Below are 19,665 nucleotides of genomic sequence, written 5' to 3'. Positions count from 1 at the left end.
TGATTTTATGATCTATGCTCAACCTGGTACTAACGGCAGCCTTATTTCTTTTGAAGCTGAGTATGGCAACTTTATTGGTGGCGAATGGGTCGCACCAGTGAAAGGTCAATACTTTGACAATATCAGTCCTGTTAATGGCGAAGCGTTTTGTCGTATCCCTCGCTCTACTGAAGAAGACATCAATCTTGCTCTGGACGCTGCTCATGCTGCGCGTGCTGCTTGGGGCAAAACATCGGTGACAAATCGTTCTAATATCTTGTTAAAAATTGCGGATCGTATCGAGCAAAATCTAGAAGCGCTTGCTGTGGCCGAAACATGGGATAACGGCAAAGCCGTTCGTGAAACGTTAAACGCCGATATTCCTTTAGCAGCGGATCATTTTCGTTATTTTGCTGGCTGCTTACGAGCGCAGGAAGGCAGCACGGCGGAACTAGACGAGCATACTGTGGCGTATCATTTTCATGAACCGTTAGGCGTGGTTGGGCAAATTATTCCTTGGAACTTCCCAATCCTGATGGCGGCTTGGAAGCTGGCTCCTGCGCTTGCAGCGGGCAACTGTGTGGTGCTAAAACCTGCAGAACAAACGCCTGCGTCTATTCTAGAGCTGGTTAAAGTCATCCAAGATTTATTGCCACCTGGCGTACTAAACATTGTTAATGGCTATGGTAAAGAAGCCGGTGAAGCTCTTGCAACCAGTAAGCGTATCGCAAAAATCGCCTTTACGGGATCTACTCCTGTGGGTTCACATATCTTGAAATGTGCGGCGGAAAATATCATTCCATCTACTGTTGAGTTGGGCGGCAAATCTCCAAACATTTACTTTGCAGATGTGATGCAACACGAAGAAGCGTTTATTAGTAAATGCGTTGAAGGGTTGGTGCTGGCGTTCTTTAACCAAGGCGAAGTATGTACTTGTCCTTCTCGTGCGTTGGTTCATGAGTCCATCTACGACGACTTTATGAAGTTGGTCATTGAACGTACTAAGACCATCAAACGCGGTAATCCTTTGGATACCGATGTGCAAGTGGGGGCGCAGGCGTCCAAACAGCAATTCGATAAGATTTTAAGCTACATTGATATTGGTAAAGAAGAAGGTGCTGAGCTATTGATTGGCGGCGGTGTAGAGTCGATTGATGGCTTGGACAAAGGCTTCTATGTTCAGCCGACCTTATTTAAAGGTTCCAACGAGATGCGTATTTTCCAAGAAGAAATTTTTGGTCCCGTTGTGAGTGTGACGACGTTCAAAGACGAAGCGGAAGCGCTGGCCATTGCCAATGACAGTGAGTTTGGCTTGGGTGCCGGAGTCTGGACTCGTGATACTAACCTTGCTTATCGCATGGGGCGTAACCTAGAAGCGGGTCGAGTGTGGATGAATTGCTATCACCAGTATCCAGCTCACTCTGCGTTTGGTGGCTACAAGAAATCGGGTGTTGGCCGTGAAACGCACAAGGTTGCACTTGAGCATTACCAGCAAACGAAAAATATGTTGGTCAGCTACGATGTGAATCCTTTGGGCTTCTTTTAATTCGAAACGCATTTGGCGTTTATAAGCTAGATAGTATTGTTCATCAAAAGCCAGTTCATTTTTGAACTGGCTTTTTTGTTTTCTAATGGAATGAAAGTTCAGCGGGTAAACCAGTAGCCTTGAAGCGTCAAAAAATTGCCTATTTCCTAACAGCCTTCCTGTATTGCTAAAAAAACCAAGTTTCCGATTGGAAACTTTATCTCATAAGTGATAATTTCAGCGGGAAGTGATCTCGTGTTCTACAATTTTTACGCCGTAACCTAAGTAAGCGTCGGCAGAGGAAAAAGCGATGGCAATCAGTTTATTTGACCTTTTTAAAGTGGGTATCGGTCCTTCCAGTTCTCATACCGTTGGCCCAATGGTTGCAGCGAATCAATTTGCTCATCAGTTAAAAGAGCACCAGTTAATATCCAAAGTGCATCGATTAAAAATAGACCTTTATGGGTCGTTGGGCGCAACGGGCAAAGGGCATGGTACGGGCACGGCTGTGCTGATGGGCTTAGAAGGCGAACTGCCGGATTTGATTGATCCTAGCGGCGTTAATGAGCGCGTCGAGCGTATTGAGTCATCCTCACAGCTCAATTTGCTAGCGCAACACCCCATTACTATAAATGTGGCGACAGACCTTATTTATCACCGCATTGATCGATTGGATTTTCATGCGAATGGCATGGTGCTAGTGGCGTTTGATGAAGATGGAAAAACGTTACATCAGGCCACTTTTTACTCTGTTGGCGGTGGTTTTATTGTTCAGGAAGATGAGCAGGGGAATGTTGCGTTAGTAGAGGACACTACTGAGCTGCCTCATGTTTTTCATAGTGCAGAAGCGCTTATTAAGCTTTGCCGATCTGAAGACAAAAGCATCGCTCAAATCATGTTAGAAAATGAGCGTCACTGGAGAACGGAAGAAGAAATTAAACAAGGTATTTTGTCTATTTGGTCTGTTATGAAATCGTGTGTTCAGCATGGTATCCGTAACGAAGGGATTTTACCTGGTGGTTTAAAAGTGAAGCGCAGAGCCGCAAGTTTGCACAGAGATTTAACCAGCAAGACTCGAATGGATATGATCACACCGTCTTTGGGGGCGATGGATTGGGTGAATCTATACGCATTGGCGGTGAATGAAGAAAATGCGGCGGGTGGGCGAGTTGTGACCGCGCCAACCAATGGTGCCGCAGGAATTATTCCTGCTGTACTTCATTATTATTGGGAATTTTGCCCTCGTTCTTGTGAGGAAGGGGTGATTGATTTTTTTCTAACAGCGGCGGCAATTGGTCTATTATTTAAGGAGAATGCGTCAATTTCAGGCGCTGAAGTGGGTTGTCAGGGAGAGGTTGGTTCGGCTTGCGCGATGGCGGCGGCGGGGTTAGCGGCGGCGACGGGCGGTTCCCCCGAACAAATTGAAAACGCGGCAGAAATAGGTATGGAGCACAATTTGGGATTAACGTGTGATCCAATTGGTGGCCTAGTGCAAGTTCCCTGTATCGAGCGAAATGCTATGGCGTCTATTAAAGCCATCAACTCTGCCAGTATGGCGTTACGTGGTGACGGAACGCACTATGTGTCTCTTGATAAGGTAATTCGCACCATGCGCGACACAGGCAGAGACATGAATGATAAATACAAAGAAACATCGCGCGGTGGTTTGGCTGTCAACGTGATTGAATGTTAGTTATTTTAAATAAAACAAGCTGTAATAAAACGGTCATATTTCTGTAGTATCTTTGTCATAAGCGCCTTTATTGGCGCTTATTTTTGTTTTTACGAGTCATATTCTACGCAAAACTTTTGGGGTTTTTATCTGCAGACTCCCAGTGTAGAATGGCGCGGAATTTACATTTAATAAAAATGTAACGGGATGAATTGAGTGCCAGATGAAGTTCGGATGCTGGGATAAGCATGTCACTGTAAACTCAAGTGCGTCTTGAGTGAATAGTGGTTTGGCAAAGATTAACGACAGAAAGAAGAGCCCGTATGGATCTTACAAATAACCCGAAAGAAGAATCCACTTTGTTGAGTGGTCATGAGTTTGTTCGTGTATTAATTGCACTGGCATTTGTTTTGTTGGCAGGCTTCTACGCTTCATCAAATGGCGTCGGAGTGTCAAATCTTTCTATTTTGGCGATTGCTGCCGCGATAGGTGCCTACATGGCTATTAATATCGGTGCGAACGATGTTGCCAATAACGTGGGCCCTGCGGTAGGTTCGAAAGCACTTTCCATGACTGGGGCCATATTAATTGCTGCTGTTTTTGAAGCGGCTGGCGCTTTGATTGCGGGTGGTAATGTCGTTGGAACCATTAAAAACGGCATTATTAATCCTAACTCTATAGGTGAGGCTGAAACCTTTATCTGGGTCATGATGGCGGCGCTGTTGGCGGGCGCTATTTGGCTGAATTTGGCCACTTACCTAGGTGCGCCTGTTTCCACAACGCATTCTATTGTTGGTGGTGTCTTAGGTGCTGGCATTGCCGCTGGTGGTTGGGATATTGCGAACTGGGATAAGCTAATCGCTATCGTAGCGAGCTGGGTAATTTCTCCTGTATTAGGTGGTGTAATTGCTGCGTTATTCTTGATGTACATTAAACGCTCTATCACTTACAAGAATGATATGATCGAAGCGGCGACAAAGGTCGTGCCTTTGCTCGTTGGTTTTATGGTTTGGGCGTTTTCAACCTATCTTATCCTTAAAGGATTGAAGCACCTTTGGAAGTTTGATTTCATCACGGCGGCACTGATTGCATTTGCTATTGCTTTGACTGTGTATTTCTTCGTTCGTCCGATCGTTGATAAAGCGTCAGCGTCCTTGAAAAATGACAAAGATGCGGTAAATAGCTTATTTACTCTTCCGCTGATTGTGTCTGCAGCATTGTTGAGCTTTGCTCATGGCGCAAACGACGTAGCCAATGCTATTGGGCCTTTAGCGGCTATTAATGATGCATTAATGACTGGCGCGGTTTCTAGCAAAGCCTCTATTCCACTATGGATTATGATGGTAGGCGGTATTGGCATTGCGGTGGGTCTTGCTCTGTTTGGTCCTAAACTGATCAAGACTGTAGGTTCAGAAATTACTGAGCTTGATAAGACTCGCGCCTTCTGTGTTGCGATGGCCGCGGCCATTACGGTGATTGTTGCATCTCAGCTTGGCTTGCCAGTTAGCTCTACTCACATTGCAGTTGGTGGTATTTTCGGTGTGGGTTTCTTGCGTGAATATTTGAAGCAATCTTACGAGAAAAAATTGGCGTCTATTATTTCTCACTCTGAATCAGCAGGTCATAACGGCCAGCAAACTCAAGAGTTTGTTAAGCGCTTTAAAATGGCAGATGTTGAAGAGAAACGTGAAATTCTAAAAGAATTAAAAGCGGCTCAGGCTTCTTCGCCTATTTCATCAGCAGAACGTAAGGGCTTGAAAAAAGCAACGAAGAAAGAATTAGTGAAGCGTTCTGCACTATTGCGAATTGCAGCGGCATGGGTCATTACCGTTCCGGCTTCTGCTTTGCTTTCTGCTGCACTCTTCTATATGTTGCTTGGTTTCTCTCTCTCTTAATGAGCAAATAGACATAGAAATAAAAAAAGATCAGTATTACTGGTCTTTTTTTTGTTTTCAATACTTGTGCTGTGTTATATAAAATACGGTCAGTTGTTCAAAAATTAGATAATGTCGCGGTTTAGGTAATTGGGTAAGCAATGAATGTAAGCATGTTGGTCGTTGTTACCATTTTACTCTTGGTTTTTTTGTGTTCTCTTCCCTCTTTTTTTCGTTGGCAGAAAAGGCAGAAAGAGCTAAAAGAAAAAGTTCTCTCTAATTTATCCGGCCGTAGCGAACGTCTGCTGTTTTCGTTGGAAATGGTCTCTGATCGATATTTAACGAAGGACACAAGAATATTTTTGATAGAGTATTTGCTTTTTTGCATTGCTCCACTCAAGAAAGTCGGTTACCAATCCGATATTGTAGAGAAGCAAGAGGATTTAATTCGCTGGTTGACCGATCTCAAGTTAGGGAATCACACTTTAAATAAGGATCGTGTGGGAAGCCAAGCAGAATTAGAGCAAATACATAACGCGCTTCAGTCTATGGTGAGAGAGGCGCGAAATATCTCTGACAGTTTTGGTGTTAGTCGAGCCTTAATTCGACACCATGTGGTATTAATTCGCTACGCTCATGATTTAGCGTATCGAGATTTATTGGTTCGACAGGCTCGATATGACCTGGAGAACGATAAAAAAAATAGGGCTTTGGAAAAATACAGGACAGCGCTATCGGTAATGGAGAGAAACGGTTCAGTAAATAGCTCTAAAAGAGAGAAAGTACGTTTACAGAATATGATACAGGATGTAGAGAATCTTCTATTCGCTAAAAAGAACAAAGCAGAACTGGAATCGAAATAATGCGGAATCACAAAGTCTAGTTCACTTGTTGATTGATTGGCGGCATCTTATTTAGCCATAAACAATATTAAGGTAAACAACGTATCATATGACTGCTGTTACCATTACTGTACTGTTGCTTGTTATTGGTGGATTTATTGCCTTCGCGATATTTTTGCAACTAAAAGAGCAGGCGAGATTGGAGAAGTTGCGAAAAGTGGCGACGCTCAACAATCAATTGCGCCAAGTACGTCGTTATCTTGATGAAATGCCTCCACAGTATCAGCCTAAGGATATGAAGCTTTGGTTGTTCTCTAGAATGATTGCCATTTACGATCAACTTCTTGTGTTACAACCCGATATCACCTTAACTCGCCGTCGAGAGCATCTGCTTGAAGAAATGGCTGAGTTTCAAGAAAGTAAACAAAAACGTCGCGCAAAGCCGATGAATGATGAGCTGATGATTATTGAGATTAGACGCTTATTCGAATCCTTCAAATCTTTCCTGATCGCATCGCAAAAAGAAAAAACCATCGACCCTGATGTGGTGCACCGATACAGCAAGCTGCTTAACCCTGAATTCAAGTCCGAAGTGCGACACTTTCACTTCAAGCAACTAAGCACATTTCTTTAAACACTACGGCTGGTTGCTTGAACCCTAAACACTTCCTTGGACGATTATTTATTCGTCTCATTGCGAAGTGTATTCTCTCTTCTGTAACACGTCTTAAATCGGTACCTTTGGGCACATATTGCCTTAGGAGTCCGTTGCTATTTTCGTTTGCTCCACGTTCCCAAGAACTATATGGATGAGCAAAATACACTGTCGTTTCTAAGTAAGCGTGCGGTAAACCACACATAGGCCGCGTTAATTTTTTATTGCCATAAAACTTGTATCTGACACGTGATTGTAATAATTTAAGATTTGACAGAGGGTAAATGGATTTACCTATGCCTCCAGGACGGAGGCTCTGTCTCTTTTCAGGAAGATTCAAGGCTGCATGGATGCAGCGGGAAGATTTTTATCTTTATTCTCAATCTTAAGTCAGCTTGATATTCCACGGCAATAATTCTTCCATGTCATCGTTTTCTTTTCTTCTCGGCAGCTCTTCAAACAATCTTACTAAGTAATCATAAGGGATAAGCCCATTGGCTTTGGCTGTTTCTATTATGCTGTAAAGCGTTGCACTGGATTTTGCACCATTCCCCGTATTGGAGAACAACCAGTTTTTGCGTCCAATCACGAAGGGCTTGATGGCGCGCTCCGCTCGGTTGTTATCGATGTTGATACGATAATCGGTCAAGTAAACGCTCAGTTTGTCCCATTGATTGAGATTGTATTGGATCGCTTTGCTCAATAAGGATTTCGGTGGCACTTGTTGAGCCGATTTTTCAAGCCAGGCTTTGTAGTTCGCTAAGACTTCGGGCGCTTGCTCCTGACGGATTTTAAAGGCGGCTTCTGCATTGTCAGCCTGTTGGGCCAACGTCTCGATAGCGTACAGCTTTTTGATGTGATTGATCGCCATCGTTGCTTTTCCTGACTTGCCTTTCGGCATGCCTTTTTCCGCTTCAATAAACTTACGACGTGCATGTGCCCAGCAACCAGCCAGCTTGGCTTGGGTCGATTCGTACGCTTGGTAGCCATCGACATTAAGATAGCCATCGAAGCCTTGTAAAAAGTCGACGGCGCATTGCCCACTTCGTGTCGGTTGGTAATCGTATAGGACGATATTCGGGATCGGATTGCGTTTGTCTGGGGCATCTTTGCCTGTGCAATACACCCACATGTAACATTTCGAACGAGCTTCTTTGATCACATTGAGGGTGGTTTCATCCGCTTGGATAACGGACTGTTTCAGTAATTCTTGATGCAGCCGTTCATAAAGCTTCTCTAAGGCATCGGCACATTTTTTCATCCAATCTGACATGGTTCGTCGGCTCAACTCGATACCGTATTGCTTAAATAAGGTTTCTTGTCGATAGAGTGGTAAGCTGTATTGGAATTTGCCCGTGATAATCTGACTCAGCAGACTAGGGGTCGCGATGCCTTTGGGGATAATGCTCGGTGGCACAACCGCTTGCTTAATCGCATTCTGGGTGCCTGTTTTCTCACACTCACGGCACGCGTATTTAGGGCGAACCGTTTCGATGACCTTGAGTTGAGCCGGGATAAAATCAAGCTTTTCAGAACGGTCTTCACCTATGCGATGAAGTGCACCTTGGCAACATGAGCAGACTTTGTCTGACTCAGCGATATCCAGTACAACCGTTTCGCGAGGTAAATCCTTTGGCAGGGGCTGACGCTTAGGTTTCGAGCGAGTGTAAGAGACGGTCTGCGTTTCAGTCTCCGTGTCGATGACATCAGATTCGGCCGCCATTTCATCAAACAACTCACCTTGCCCAGGTGAGGTTTCCGAGCTTTTGCCAAACTGCTTTTGCTGCGCCAAACGCCACTGCTCTAAAATGAACGTGTATTTCGATTGCCACTGTGCAAGCTGCGAGTCTTTTTCACCCAACAGCCGAGCTTGCTCAAGCAAGATAGCCTTGAGTGACTCAACGTCATTGGGTAAGTTTTCTGGAAGCATTTTCATGGGTTGGATTATACCAACCTAATGGGTTATTCGTCATGATATCGATAGGTTAAATGCGGATGAGCCTCTTGAGAGTGAAGAGGCAAACCATCCAACAACCAATTAAGTTGTCGATGGGATATGTGCCGCGATAAATGTTCATCCTCAATGCCAGGCCATTGGAAAGAGCCTTTTTCCAATCGTTTGTAATGCAACCAAAAACCATTATTAGACCATTGCAATATTTTAATCTTGTCACGAGCTCGCCCACAAAAGACAAAAATGTGCTCACTACAAGGTTCTTTTTTAAGATCGTAGGCGACAATATTGCAAAGTCCATCAATGGCCTTACGCATATCGGTTGGTCCACAAATGAGAGTAACGTTAAGCTGGGAAGACGCGGTAAACATGAGTCTGTTGCTCTGATTTAAAAGACAACAGATTTTAAGGTGTTTGAAGATAATTAAAATGTGTGGTTTGCCGGACGCTTACGTTTCTAATGCTTCGGCTATCTCAGCGTGATACGCGAACTCTCGACCATTATCTGCTGTGATCGTGTGAACATGATCTTTAAAAGGCAGCAATAGCTCTATGGTTGCTTGAGTCACATCTTTGGCTGATTTCGAATCCACTTTCTTTATAAGGTAAAAACGTGTCTTTCTTTCTAGCAAGGTGACAATTGAGCCTGAGCCGTGCTTACCTAAAACAGTGTCTATCTCCCAGTCTCCAAAGCGCTTTTTGGTATCAACAATCACAGGCCGATCATCAATGGATACCTTATTCTTGATCACTTCAGCTTTTGTTCTCTGGCCTTTCCGGTAGCGTTTTCTTCCTTGCCTCAAATGGCGGTAAAGTGTCCCTTTGTTTCTTTTGTCATCATGGATATATTGGTAAATCCATTGATGACTGACGGGAACACCGCAGTTTTTGAGTACGTTAGAGACTTGCTCAGGACTCCAGTCGATTTCAATTAAAATACGAATAAAATCAATTGTCTTTGATGATATGCGATATTTTGCCGCTGTCTTCCGCCTTATCAAACAGGCTCTTTGGGCTTTGTCAGGGCAATATTCTGTTACTTTTTTATTCCGCTTTAACTCACGGTAAATCGTAGCTCTATGACAATTCAGGATGAGTGCAATATTTGCCACTGATATTTCTTGCCCTAAAAGAGCGGAAATCTGGTATCTTTTGCCTTCGGTCAACTGCTGATAATTCATGTTGGTACTGCTTTATCTGTGGTAAGAAGAAGTGTATCAACTTCAGCAGTTGGCTTCTTCTACACCTGATTTGCAGTGTCGCACTTATTATCTGAATTTAGGACTTTTACCATTATAAAATTAATGCGGATTATCATTCGTATCTTGCTCGTAAAGCGTTTTTAAGTGGTCAAATGGAGACCGCCGTTGAAATGTACAAAGAGGCGCTGTCGCAGCTGACACCGGTTAAGGAGTCCATTGAAGCACAATCTACTATCCTTAAATTAAAAGATTTACTTCAAGAAATTGAAGACGATCTTGCTTTGCAAAAAGCCGAAGAAGAAATAAGCCGAAGTATGGACAGCCAAGAGGAAGGAGAGTTGGATGACGAGTGGAGTAAGTTCATCGAAGACTCTACTTTTCAGACTAAAAAACGCTTTTAATTATTTGCCCACTCTTGTTAGTTAATTTATAGATTATTCATTATTTTTGCACTTTGTGGCTTGCTAGTTACGCCCCGCCATGAGAATTTTGCCCATCGTACTACTTCATTTTTGATAAGGATCTCTCTGTGAATTTGGCACTTTTATCGGCTTTTATTCCGACGTTCTTTTTTGTGTCTATTACCCCAGGCATGTGCATGACGTTGGCGATGACCTTAGGCATGACCATTGGCGTTAAACGAGCTTTATGGATGATGTTGGGGGAGTTAGTGGGCGTGGCGACAGTGGCGATTTTATCGGCTATTGGTGTGGCGGCCTTGTTGTTAAATTATCCCAATGTCTTTATGGTGTTGAAATACATAGGTGGGGCGTATTTGGCGTTTGTTGGCCTACAAATGTGGCTATCGAAAGGCAAAATGGCGATTAAAATGGACTCGGAAGGGGCTAAACCGGCTTCTCGGTTGGATTTAATGTCTCAAGGTTTTGTCACTGCGATTGCTAACCCTAAAGGGTGGGCTTTTTTTGTGGCCTTATTGCCTCCTTTTTTAGACGCGAATCAGCCATTAACGTCGCAATTGATTGTCTTGATTTCGATTATTTTGACGCTTGAGTTAAGCTGCTTGCTTATTTACGCTGCTGGCGGCAGAACATTAAAATCGATTCTAATGAAAAGCGGAAATGTTCGAATCATGAACCGTATTGCTGGCACGTTGATGATTGGGGTTGGCGTCTGGCTCGCAACAGGTTAAGTCGTGGTTGTGTTGCTAAGAAGGCGCTTTTGAGCGTCTTTTTTTATGTGACGACGGTGTTGTAGAAGTCGTTGTTTTTCGTGTCCTTGGTGTTTTCTTAGGAGATGACGTTTTACGTTTTGCGAATGGGTTTTTAGTGGGCGCGGGTAAATTTTGTAATGCTGATATGGGCATATCACGCGACGCTGTTAATAGGTGATTTAAATTGCTTTCTAATTGTGTCATGAACTCTTGGTAGCTTGCTTCACCAAGGCTAATGCCATTCAATGCGGCTTCCCATTTCGCAGTCATGTCTGGTGTGACGAGCTGTTCTGGCAAGCAGTCAATAAAAGCTCGGCCAGTCTGACTGGCGTGAATTTGTTTGCCTTGTCTTATTAAAAAACCACGTTTGAACAGCAGTTCAATAATGCTGGCTCGTGTTGCTTCAGTGCCAAGACCATCCGTTTCTTTGAGGATTGCCTTGATGTCTTTGTCGGTGACGAATCGACTAATGCCAGTCATGGCGGCCAGTAACGTGGCGTCTGTGAAAGCCGCGGGAGGCGTAGTGATTTTTTCTTGTACTTGACCTTGGTCACACCACAAAGCGTCATTTTTGTTCAGCTTTGGCAGTTCGTTCTGATTTTCATCTTCTGTGTCTTTGTTCTTACCTTTGTTTGGCAGTAATGCTTTCCAGCCTAGTGCGATAGGCGTATTTCCTTTTGCTTCGAAAAGCCCACCTTCAATGTCTACTTTAATATAAGACGCTAGATAGTCGTAATCTGGGTAGAACTGCATGAGATATTGACGAGCGATCAGGTTAAACACCAATGCTTCTGTTTTGGAAAGAGACGCGGCTTTATGGGCTTGTGTGGTGGGGATGATCGCGTGATGGGCGGTTACTTGTTTGTCATTCCAGGCTTTGTTTTTTCGCGAAGCGTCCGCGTTCTTTGCTCCTTGCTGGATGTCCCCACCAGATCGAACAAGCGCATCGATGATCGCTGGTGCGTCTTTGTGCTGTTGAGAGGGTAAGTAACGACAATCCGATCTTGGGTAGGTGATCATTTGGTGGCGTTCATACAGTGTTTGACAGGTGTCTAGCACTTGCTGTGCGGAGAGCGAAAACGCCTTTGCTGCATCAATCTGCAATGCAGATAAGCTGTATGGAAGGGGTGCTGATTGTTTTTTTTGTTTGTAGTTCGCGTCAATGACTGTGGCCGGTTTATTGCTGATGCGATTGGCGACATTTTGTGCAAGCGGTAGACTCAGTACACGATTTTCTTCGTCCATATAAGGGCGACATGCGTCACTTGGAAGCCATTTTGCTTGGAAACTTTCACCTTGTGGTGTTTGTATGTTTGCCCATACCTGATAAAAGTTCTTAGGAACAAAGTTTTCTCGTTCTTTGTCACGCATGGCAACCAGTCCCAATATGGGGGTTTGCACGCGACCTATGGATAACACTCCCTGATAGCCCGCTTGTCGGCCTTTAATGGTATAAGCACGAGTGAGATTAAGACCATACAACCAGTCTGCCCGAGCGCGACCCAGTGCCGAACGAGATAAGGCTGCAAATTCCGTATTTGAGCGCAGAGTATTGAGCGCCTTTTTAATCGCTGCGGGGGTCAAGTCATTGACCAAAAGTCGCTGAGTGTTTTTGAGTTTCTGCGCGGGAACCTTGGCGTAATGCAGTACTTCATCAACGAGCAATTGACCTTCTCGATCCGGGTCACCGGCATGAACCAAGGTTGTGGCTTTTTTGATGAGTTTTTTGAGAATGCTAAGTTGCCTTTTGGTGTTGGCTTTTTCCTGCCATTGCCAGTCGTCAGGGATAATCGGCAAGTGGTCTAGATTCCAGGTTTTATACGCTGAGTTGTATTGATGAGGTTCGGCTTGTTCAAGCAAGTGTCCTATGCACCAGCTGATGCAGTCTCCATTGGGTAACCAGATGCAACCTTCTTCTTTCTTTTGAGGAGAGGGGAGTGCTGCGGCAATGGCACGAGCAAGGCTGGGTTTTTCGGCAATATAGAGAATCATAGATACACTTACTGTTTATATATACAGTAAGTGTATCTAAGAGAAACAACAGTGGCTAGCGTAAACCGCTATTTAATTAGTGCAACTTCTATTTAATAGGTACAACTAAGACAGGAATACTGCTGCTATGGATGACTTTATTTGCGGTGGAGCCAAGAATCATCTGCCCTAATCGGCTGTGGGTTCGGCTATTCATAACGATTAAGTCGGCATTGTGCTCTTTTGCTACTTTCTGAATGGATTCAGCTGGCACGCCATTGACAATCACTGTCTCTGGCGCTTGGCTCAAATCATCAAGCTCACTGGCGTATGCTTCCATGAATTCAGACAGCGTTTTTTGCGCTCGCGCGTTGATCTCCGCCACGGCATCTTTGCGCATTGCCGTTCTGACTTCTTCCGTGATGTAGTTGTTAATCATGTTCGATGCTTGAGCGTTTAATGGCTCCATAGCGTGCATTAGAATGACTTTGGCAGCATTGGTTTTTGCTAAGCTCATAACAAGTGCCATTGCTGATTGAGTGTGGTTGTCCAGATCGCAAGCATAAACAATGGTGTTAATTTTAGGTAACATGGCAAGATCCTCTTTTATGTTCCTATAGCATATTCCATTTCGCTTTAACTGCTCTGATCTAGATCAACGATCATTGTGCTTAATGGTTGCGCTGTGTCTGATAGTTTGTGAATGTTTTTGTCACTGTGATTCGCAAATAAAAAGCAGCTCATCGACGACACTAAAATGAAACTGATAAACAACACTCCCCAATAATCGGTTGGCTTTTTGGGATCTGTGTATCTCTTGGGAGACGGGATAAAGCTTTTGGATTTCATAGCGTCCTCCTGAAGGATGTTGGAATCTTTAGATGATAATGAATATCATTTAATAAATCTATGGTGCTGATTAATATATTTTCATATGTCAGTAACAGGGAAGGGAGATTTGAAAAACAAGCTCATAAGATTTGCCTATGTTATGATGTGCCTTCCATTTTTTAGTAACCGAATAAGAGAGTGTAAACATGTCAGAACTGTCGTTCGACTCTAACGAAGCAAAAATTGCATACGGCATTGGTCGTCAAATTGGTGATCAACTACGTGGTAGTGATCTAGGTGAATTGTCTTTGACTCACCTTTTTGCAGCGATCGAAGATGCTTTAAATGGCGTTGAAATGCGCGTCCCTGGTGCAGAGCTAGAAGCAGCTTTTGCTGAGCTTCAGCAAAAAATGGAAGAAAAAGGTCGTGCTGCGTCTGAAGAAAACGTAAAGGCAGGCGAAGACTTTCTTGCGGCAAACAAAGCAAAAGAAGGTGTGCAAACGACACAAAGTGGTCTTCAGTTTGAAGTACTGGAAGAAGGTACTGGCGCTACTCCTGTTCGCGAAAACACCGTTCGAGTTCATTACGAAGGTCGTTTGATTGACGGACAAGTATTTGACAGCTCTATTGCTCGTGGCGAGCCAATTGAGTTCCCTTTAACGGGTGTAATTGCTGGTTGGACTGAAGGTCTACAGTTGATGAAAGAAGGTGCAAAATACCGTCTTACTATTCCTGCTGAGTTGGCGTACGGTGCTCAAGGCGCTGGTGCGATGATTCAACCTTTCTCTGTGTTGCAATTTGATGTTGAGTTGATTGCGATTGTTTAATTAAACAATCCAAAGTCTCTAACGTAACATTGAGCGCAATAAACCGAGTCACTCTGCCTGAGTGACTCGGTTTTTTATTGTCTTCTTTCTTTAAATATCGCGTTCCATGCGAATGTGTAATTTACCCGCGCCTAAAAAGACTTTTCCATCCGTGTAAAAGTTCTGCTTTTCATAGAAGGTTTGCACATCGACTAAGGCATTCAAAAAGACTTTTCGGAACCCCATTTCCCTCGCAACTTTGATCGCACGGATGAGTAGCATTTCACCGTACCCTTGGTGGCGGTAGGCGGGTAAAACGGCCAGTTTGCTAATTTGGCCATCTTCCGATAATCGACAGGTTCCGGTAGGGACTGCGGTGGTGCCAAAAGACACAAAATGCACCGCGTCTTCATCTTGATCATCCCATTCTTCTTCTGCAGGAATGCCCAGTTCAAGAATAAAGACTTGCTTGCGCACAAAACTAAGCTGGTCTTTACTGCTGTTCCAGTCTGATGTTAATACCTTCATATGAATGCCTTCATTTTTTGTCCTTTTATTCTTCTGACGCGACCAACTCGATTAGCCCTTGCTGACGAATTAAAAATCGCACGAGAGGCTCTAGATCACTGTTTTGTGTCAAATCCAATCCAGAGAAATCGAATTCAATTTGATGGCAAACGGCTTCAACAAAACCGGTTAGCTCCGCATCAACCAGCAGATTTTCGCCATTGCAAAATACGCGAATTTTTGCGTTATCGTCAGCACTTTGTTGCACATAATAACAAATGCGCGCATCACCTGGGCGAAGGAAGGTTTGGCCTTGTGTTGCGTTTGTGAACGCCTCGTCAAGTTCGTCTTGGTTGAGCGGTGCAAGATACTCAGGGTATTTGCTTTCGCTCATGGTCTCGCCCAGCCATTCTGCTAAGAGGTCAGGTTGATTCACTAGGCGAGCAAACTGATCTTGTAAGTACTGAATGTCATCTTTACTGATGTGCGCACTGTGTTGACGGTTGGCGGTTTCTGGCGCGGCAAAACGATCTTTCACATTGTCTGTTTCACAAATTTTATCGCGGATGCCAGTTAAGACATCTTGCATGCTTGGCGCACGAAAGCCGATGGAATAGGTCATGCATTCGTCATCGAGTGCTCGGCCGTTGTGGGCAAAATTAGGGGGTAAATAGAGAATGTCGCCCGCTTCAACTTCCCAGTCCATGTCTGGATTAACGGTAAAATTATCGAGAATGTGCAGCTTAATGTTTGGAATGGCTGAGTCTTGGTATTCGTCTGGAGCGAGTACTTGCCAGCGGCGTTTACCAGATACTTGCACTAGAAACACATCGTATTGGTCATAATGTGGGCCAACGCTGCCACCTTCGGTTGCGTAGCTGACCATCACATCGTCTAAACGCCAGCTGGGTAGAAACTCAAATTGTTCTTTTAGGTTTTGAATTTCTGGTACCCAATGATCAACGGCTTGGACTAACAAGGTCCATTCTTTCTCGGGTAGGGTGGCAAATGTGTCTTCGGTAAAAGGCCCTTGGCGCATTTCCCATGGTCTTAGCCCATTTTCGATCACAATACGAGATTCAATGTCTCCTTCCATTGCCATGCCAGCAAGCTCATCGGCTTCCAATGGCAGAGTGAAGTCAACAAGACCACCGCGAATCAATAGCGGCTTTTTTTGCCAATATTCGTCGATAAAGATTTGGGCTGTCATGCCACCAAGAATAGCCAACGGTGTATTTAGGTCTGTCATAAATCGCTCATTAAAAAGAACAAAGAAAGTAGTGATATTGCTAAAGATTAGTAGTTTTAAAGGCAAAAAGAGCCGATAAATCGGCTCTTTTTATTACGCTTATTCAGAGTTTGTTTTAGCTACGGATCGCTTTTGCTTGTGCCACAGCATTACCGATATAGGTCGCAGGCGTTAGCTTTTTTAGCTCAGCTTTGGCTTGTTCAGGCATGTCTAGCGTATCAACAAAGGCTTCGATCGTTGCTTGGTCGATAGCTCGGCCGCGCGTTAGCTCTTTTAGCTTCTCGTATGGAGATTCGATGCCGTAACGACGCATGACGGTCTGAATTGGTTCTGCCAATACTTCCCATGCATTGTTAAGGTCTGCTTCAAGACGAGGCGCATTGATTTCCAATTTGCTGATGCCTTTTAGAGTTGCTTGGTAAGCGATTAAGCTGTGAGCCAAACCAACGCCAAGGTTACGAAGAACCGTGGAATCCGTTAGGTCGCGCTGCCAGCGAGAGATTGGCAATTTAGCGCTCAAGTGACCCATGATTGCGTTTGCAATGCCCAAGTTGCCTTCGGAGTTTTCGAAGTCGATTGGGTTAACTTTGTGAGGCATGGTCGAAGAGCCGATTTCGCCAGCAATGGTTTTTTGCTTGAAGAAGCCCATGGAAATGTAGCCCCACACATCGCGGTCGAAATCGATCAAGATGGTGTTGAAGCGACAAATCGCATCGTACAATTCAGCGATGTAATCATGTGGCTCGATTTGAGTCGTGTAAGGGTTCCATGTCAAACCTAAAGACGTAACAAACGCCTCAGCGTGTGCTTGCCAATCCACATCTGGGTAAGCAGAAAGGTGAGCGTTGTAGTTGCCCACTGCACCGTTGATTTTGCCTAAAAATTCAACGTTTTCGATTTGCTTAAGTTGACGGCTAAGACGTGCTGCTACGTTGGCCATTTCTTTACCAACTGTGGTTGGTGATGCGGTTTGGCCGTGTGTGCGAGACAGCATAGATTGCTCGGCGTGCTCGATGGCTAGATCTTGAACGGCTTTGATAACGTTTTTAAGCTCTGGAACAATGCCTTCTTCCAATGCTTCACGCAACATCAATGCATGAGATAGGTTGTTGATGTCTTCTGATGTACAAGCAAAGTGAACAAACTCAGAGATAGCAGCAAGTTCTGTATTGTCTGCCATTTTGTTCTTGATGAAATATTCAACCGCTTTGACATCGTGGTTCGTGGTTTTCTCAATGTCTTTAATGGCTTGTGCATCGGCTTCACTGAAGTTTTCAGCAAGCTGATCCAGCAGAGCACTCGCTTCATTACTCAATGCAGGAACTTCGATGATTTGTGGGTGTTTGGCAAGAGCCTGTAGCCAGCGAACTTCGACTATGACTCGCATACGCAGCAAACCATACTCGCTCACGGAGCGACGTAGTACGTTTGTTTTCGATCCGTAACGACCGTCGATAGGGGAAATTGCATTTAAGCTAGTTAATTCCATTGAGATAACGCCTCGAACATGGTTTTCAGGGAGCCGCTATTATAGGCAAAAGCGGACTCTACCGCTACGCCAGTCTGAAAATATGCATGGATCGGCTTGGCTTTTCTCCGCCGCTGATGCGCATTTTTGCTGTGTTGGAATAGACAGTTAGTGTCTTTTTGTAAATGCAGACGTTTTTTTGTTACTGACTCGGGATTTTTGTTATTTGTCGATGCCTTATTCTTTGCACGCTTGTATGATGCGGCAAATAAATAATACGGTCATGTGTTTTTTTTAAATGCGGGCTGTTTTGATCACTACTTAGGAAAATTATAATGAAGATCAGTCGAATAATGAACTTGGTTATTGCCATAGTGTTGATAGCTTTATCTTCTCTTTATGCCATTACTCAACTTAGTTTGAATAAGAATAAAGAGGCCATCCGACACCAAGCTGTGTTATCTCAGGCGGTGTCAACGATGAAAGACGCTCGCTACTATGTTGTACAGGTTCAGCAGTTTTTGACTGATATGGGCGCTACTCGGGGAGACGATGCTTTACCTGAGGCCGATGCGAGCATGAAAAGCGCAATGCAAAGCTTAAAAGAGCTTGAAAACATTATTCCAGCGTATCGCGCCCGTGTACTAGAGCTAGAAAAAAAATTAAATAACGTAAACAAAGTCGGCCGTGAAATGGCGTACGCTTATATTCAAAAAGGTACTGAGGCCGGCAATAACCTGATGAAGGGCCCTGGTGGACTGGACGAAGAATCGGCTCAGTTGGCTGAGTCACTGGAAAAAATTGCGGATGAACTGACTGCGCAATTTGCAGAAAGTGAGCGGGTATCGATTGCGGCGTTAGAGGATTCAGAATTCTTATCGCTAATCAGCAGCTTACTTTCTGGTGTGGTGATTGTTGGGGTTATTTTGATTTTGCGTCGCCGCATACTTCCTGATCTGAACTCGCTTGAATCGTCACTGCATAATATTTCTGTTGGTGCGCGTGATTTAACGGTTCGCTTGGATGACAAAGGTAAAGACGAATTGGCGTCGGTCGCGCACAGTTTTAACGTCTTTATTAAAGGTATACAGGACCTGGTGGTTACTCAGCAAGGACAATCTACTCAGTTGTCTGTGGCGGGCGAGCAAATGTTGGTGGCTTCTAATAAAACGCGAACAGGCATGCAAGGGCTGCAAAAAGAAACGTCTGGTATTGCCAGCGTTGTAGCAGAGATGCAAACCACGGTTCGTCATGTAGCAGACAGTGCCGATGCGGCGGCGAAAGCGGCAAAGGAATCGGACAGTATCGCAAAAGAAGTGGAAACTGTTGTTAATAACAGCGTTGTGTCCATACAGCAATTGTCTGAAGGCGTTGAAAAGGCATCCCGCGTACTGCAAGCCTTGGAAAAAGAAACCACGGATGTCGGTAGTATTTTAGATTCGATTCGTGGCATTGCGGATCAAACCAATTTGTTAGCATTAAACGCAGCGATTGAAGCAGCGCGTGCCGGTGAGCAGGGTCGTGGATTTGCGGTAGTTGCTGATGAAGTTCGTACGCTTGCGCAACGTACTCAAGATTCCACAGAACAAATTCAGGTGATGATTACCCAATTGCAAAAAGGCTCTCAAGATGCCGTGCTGGTTATGGGTGAAAGTAAGCTGCAGGCTGAACAAAGTGTTGCTCAGTCATTAAAAGCAAAAGACGCCTTGTATACGATTACGTCTTCTATGGGGAATATCTCCTCTATGGCGATTGAAATCGCATCGGCAATGGAGCAGCAAGCTGCGGCATCAGAAAACATTGATGGGCGAATTCGCTCTATTCGCGATGAGGCGGAATTGACCAGTGTTAACGCTGAACAGTCAAATGTGGCGGCTAAGCAAGTATTAGGGCAATCGAAAGCGTTGTCTGATCTTATCTCAAGCTTTAAAGTGTAGTTTTAAGGCTCGTTCTTCGTTC

17 protein-coding genes and 2 pseudogenes are annotated in these 19,665 nt (G+C 44.4%); 9 read left to right on the top strand and 10 right to left on the bottom strand.

What is annotated here, in order from left to right:
- Positions 1–7 precede the first annotated feature (7 nt).
- The 5 genes from exaC to AABA11_RS11875 all read left to right on the top strand — a co-directional run bounded on the left by exaC (position 8) and on the right by AABA11_RS11875 (position 6,526).
- Entirely contained in the window at positions 8–1,525 is a 1,518-nt protein-coding gene (exaC, locus tag AABA11_RS11895) for an acetaldehyde dehydrogenase ExaC (RefSeq protein ID WP_338268192.1), read from the top strand.
- A 289-nt stretch (positions 1,526–1,814) separates the two neighbouring features.
- The gene (locus AABA11_RS11890) at positions 1,815–3,197 is read left to right on the top strand and encodes an L-serine ammonia-lyase (protein ID WP_265728117.1); all 1,383 of its coding nucleotides are present in this window, start codon (positions 1,815–1,817) and stop codon (positions 3,195–3,197) included.
- Positions 3,198–3,499: 302 nt separating this feature from the next.
- Positions 3,500–5,071, top strand: coding sequence for an inorganic phosphate transporter (locus tag AABA11_RS11885; protein WP_338268189.1), 1,572 nt, complete (start codon positions 3,500–3,502; stop codon positions 5,069–5,071).
- 140 nt (positions 5,072–5,211) lie between these two features.
- Positions 5,212–5,913, top strand: coding sequence for a hypothetical protein (locus AABA11_RS11880; protein ID WP_338268187.1), 702 nt, complete (start codon positions 5,212–5,214; stop codon positions 5,911–5,913).
- Positions 5,914–6,001: 88 nt separating this feature from the next.
- Entirely contained in the window at positions 6,002–6,526 is a 525-nt protein-coding gene (locus tag AABA11_RS11875) for a hypothetical protein (protein ID WP_338268185.1), read from the top strand.
- On the opposite strand, the pseudogene AABA11_RS11870 reads toward AABA11_RS11875, so the two are convergent.
- From AABA11_RS11870 to AABA11_RS11855, 4 genes and pseudogenes are all read right to left on the bottom strand, one after another.
- A pseudogene (locus AABA11_RS11870) lies at positions 6,501–6,728 on the bottom strand (IS30 family transposase); the annotation flags it as partial. The gene AABA11_RS11875 and the pseudogene AABA11_RS11870 sit on opposite strands and share 26 nt — an antisense overlap.
- A 204-nt stretch (positions 6,729–6,932) precedes the next feature.
- Entirely contained in the window at positions 6,933–8,483 is a 1,551-nt protein-coding gene (gene tnpC / locus AABA11_RS11865; RefSeq protein ID WP_338264682.1) for an IS66 family transposase, read from the bottom strand.
- Positions 8,484–8,509: 26 nt separating this feature from the next.
- Complete coding sequence (gene tnpB / locus AABA11_RS11860; RefSeq protein ID WP_338264837.1) at positions 8,510–8,872, bottom strand: IS66 family insertion sequence element accessory protein TnpB; 363 nt, start codon at positions 8,870–8,872, stop codon at positions 8,510–8,512.
- Between the two features lie 81 nt (positions 8,873–8,953).
- A pseudogene (locus AABA11_RS11855) lies at positions 8,954–9,682 on the bottom strand (IS30 family transposase); the annotation flags it as partial.
- A 173-nt stretch (positions 9,683–9,855) separates the two neighbouring features.
- On the opposite strand from AABA11_RS11855, the gene AABA11_RS11850 reads away from it, so the two are divergent.
- Positions 9,856–10,104 (top strand): hypothetical protein, encoded by a 249-nt coding sequence (locus AABA11_RS11850; protein ID WP_338268183.1) that lies wholly within the window; start codon positions 9,856–9,858, stop codon positions 10,102–10,104.
- A 128-nt stretch (positions 10,105–10,232) separates the two neighbouring features.
- A complete protein-coding gene (locus AABA11_RS11845) occupies positions 10,233–10,853 on the top strand; it encodes a LysE family translocator (protein ID WP_338268180.1) in 621 nt (206 codons plus the stop codon).
- Between the two features lie 15 nt (positions 10,854–10,868).
- On the opposite strand, the gene AABA11_RS11840 is transcribed toward AABA11_RS11845, so the two are convergent.
- From AABA11_RS11840 to AABA11_RS11830, 3 genes are all read right to left on the bottom strand, one after another.
- Complete coding sequence (locus AABA11_RS11840; RefSeq protein ID WP_338268178.1) at positions 10,869–12,866, bottom strand: DNA topoisomerase III; 1,998 nt, start codon at positions 12,864–12,866, stop codon at positions 10,869–10,871.
- Positions 12,867–12,954: 88 nt separating this feature from the next.
- Complete coding sequence (locus tag AABA11_RS11835) at positions 12,955–13,437, bottom strand: universal stress protein (RefSeq protein WP_338268175.1); 483 nt, start codon at positions 13,435–13,437, stop codon at positions 12,955–12,957.
- A gap of 44 nt (positions 13,438–13,481) precedes the next feature.
- Positions 13,482–13,694 carry a hypothetical protein gene (locus tag AABA11_RS11830; RefSeq protein WP_265728124.1) on the bottom strand — a complete coding sequence of 71 codons (213 nt, stop codon included), beginning with the start codon at positions 13,692–13,694 and terminating at the stop codon, positions 13,482–13,484.
- A 188-nt stretch (positions 13,695–13,882) separates the two neighbouring features.
- Between AABA11_RS11830 and AABA11_RS11825 the strand changes: the two genes are divergently transcribed.
- A complete protein-coding gene (locus AABA11_RS11825; RefSeq protein ID WP_265728125.1) occupies positions 13,883–14,503 on the top strand; it encodes a BamJ family beta-barrel-assembly machinery protein in 621 nt (206 codons plus the stop codon).
- A 90-nt stretch (positions 14,504–14,593) separates the two neighbouring features.
- Here AABA11_RS11825 and AABA11_RS11820 read toward each other — a convergent pair whose 3' ends face one another.
- From AABA11_RS11820 to purB, 3 genes are all read right to left on the bottom strand, one after another.
- On the bottom strand, positions 14,594–15,010 hold the full coding sequence (locus AABA11_RS11820) for a GNAT family N-acetyltransferase (protein WP_338268169.1): 417 nt from the start codon (positions 15,008–15,010) through the stop codon (positions 14,594–14,596).
- A gap of 25 nt (positions 15,011–15,035) precedes the next feature.
- Positions 15,036–16,238: a cupin domain-containing protein gene (locus AABA11_RS11815; protein ID WP_338268166.1), complete on the bottom strand. Its 1,203-nt coding sequence runs from the start codon at positions 16,236–16,238 to the stop codon at positions 15,036–15,038.
- Between the two features lie 115 nt (positions 16,239–16,353).
- Positions 16,354–17,727, bottom strand: coding sequence for an adenylosuccinate lyase (purB, locus tag AABA11_RS11810; protein ID WP_338268164.1), 1,374 nt, complete (start codon positions 17,725–17,727; stop codon positions 16,354–16,356).
- Positions 17,728–18,041: 314 nt separating this feature from the next.
- Between purB and AABA11_RS11805 the strand changes: the two genes are divergently transcribed.
- Positions 18,042–19,643, top strand: coding sequence for a methyl-accepting chemotaxis protein (locus AABA11_RS11805; RefSeq protein ID WP_338268161.1), 1,602 nt, complete (start codon positions 18,042–18,044; stop codon positions 19,641–19,643).
- Positions 19,644–19,665 lie beyond the last annotated feature (22 nt).

It is taken from the genome of Marinomonas pontica (genome assembly GCF_036322735.1).
Taxonomy (GTDB): Bacteria; Pseudomonadota; Gammaproteobacteria; order Pseudomonadales; family Marinomonadaceae; genus Marinomonas; species Marinomonas pontica.
The sequence above is the reverse complement of the archived record's forward strand: the minus strand, read 5'-3'. Positions and strand labels throughout refer to the sequence as shown.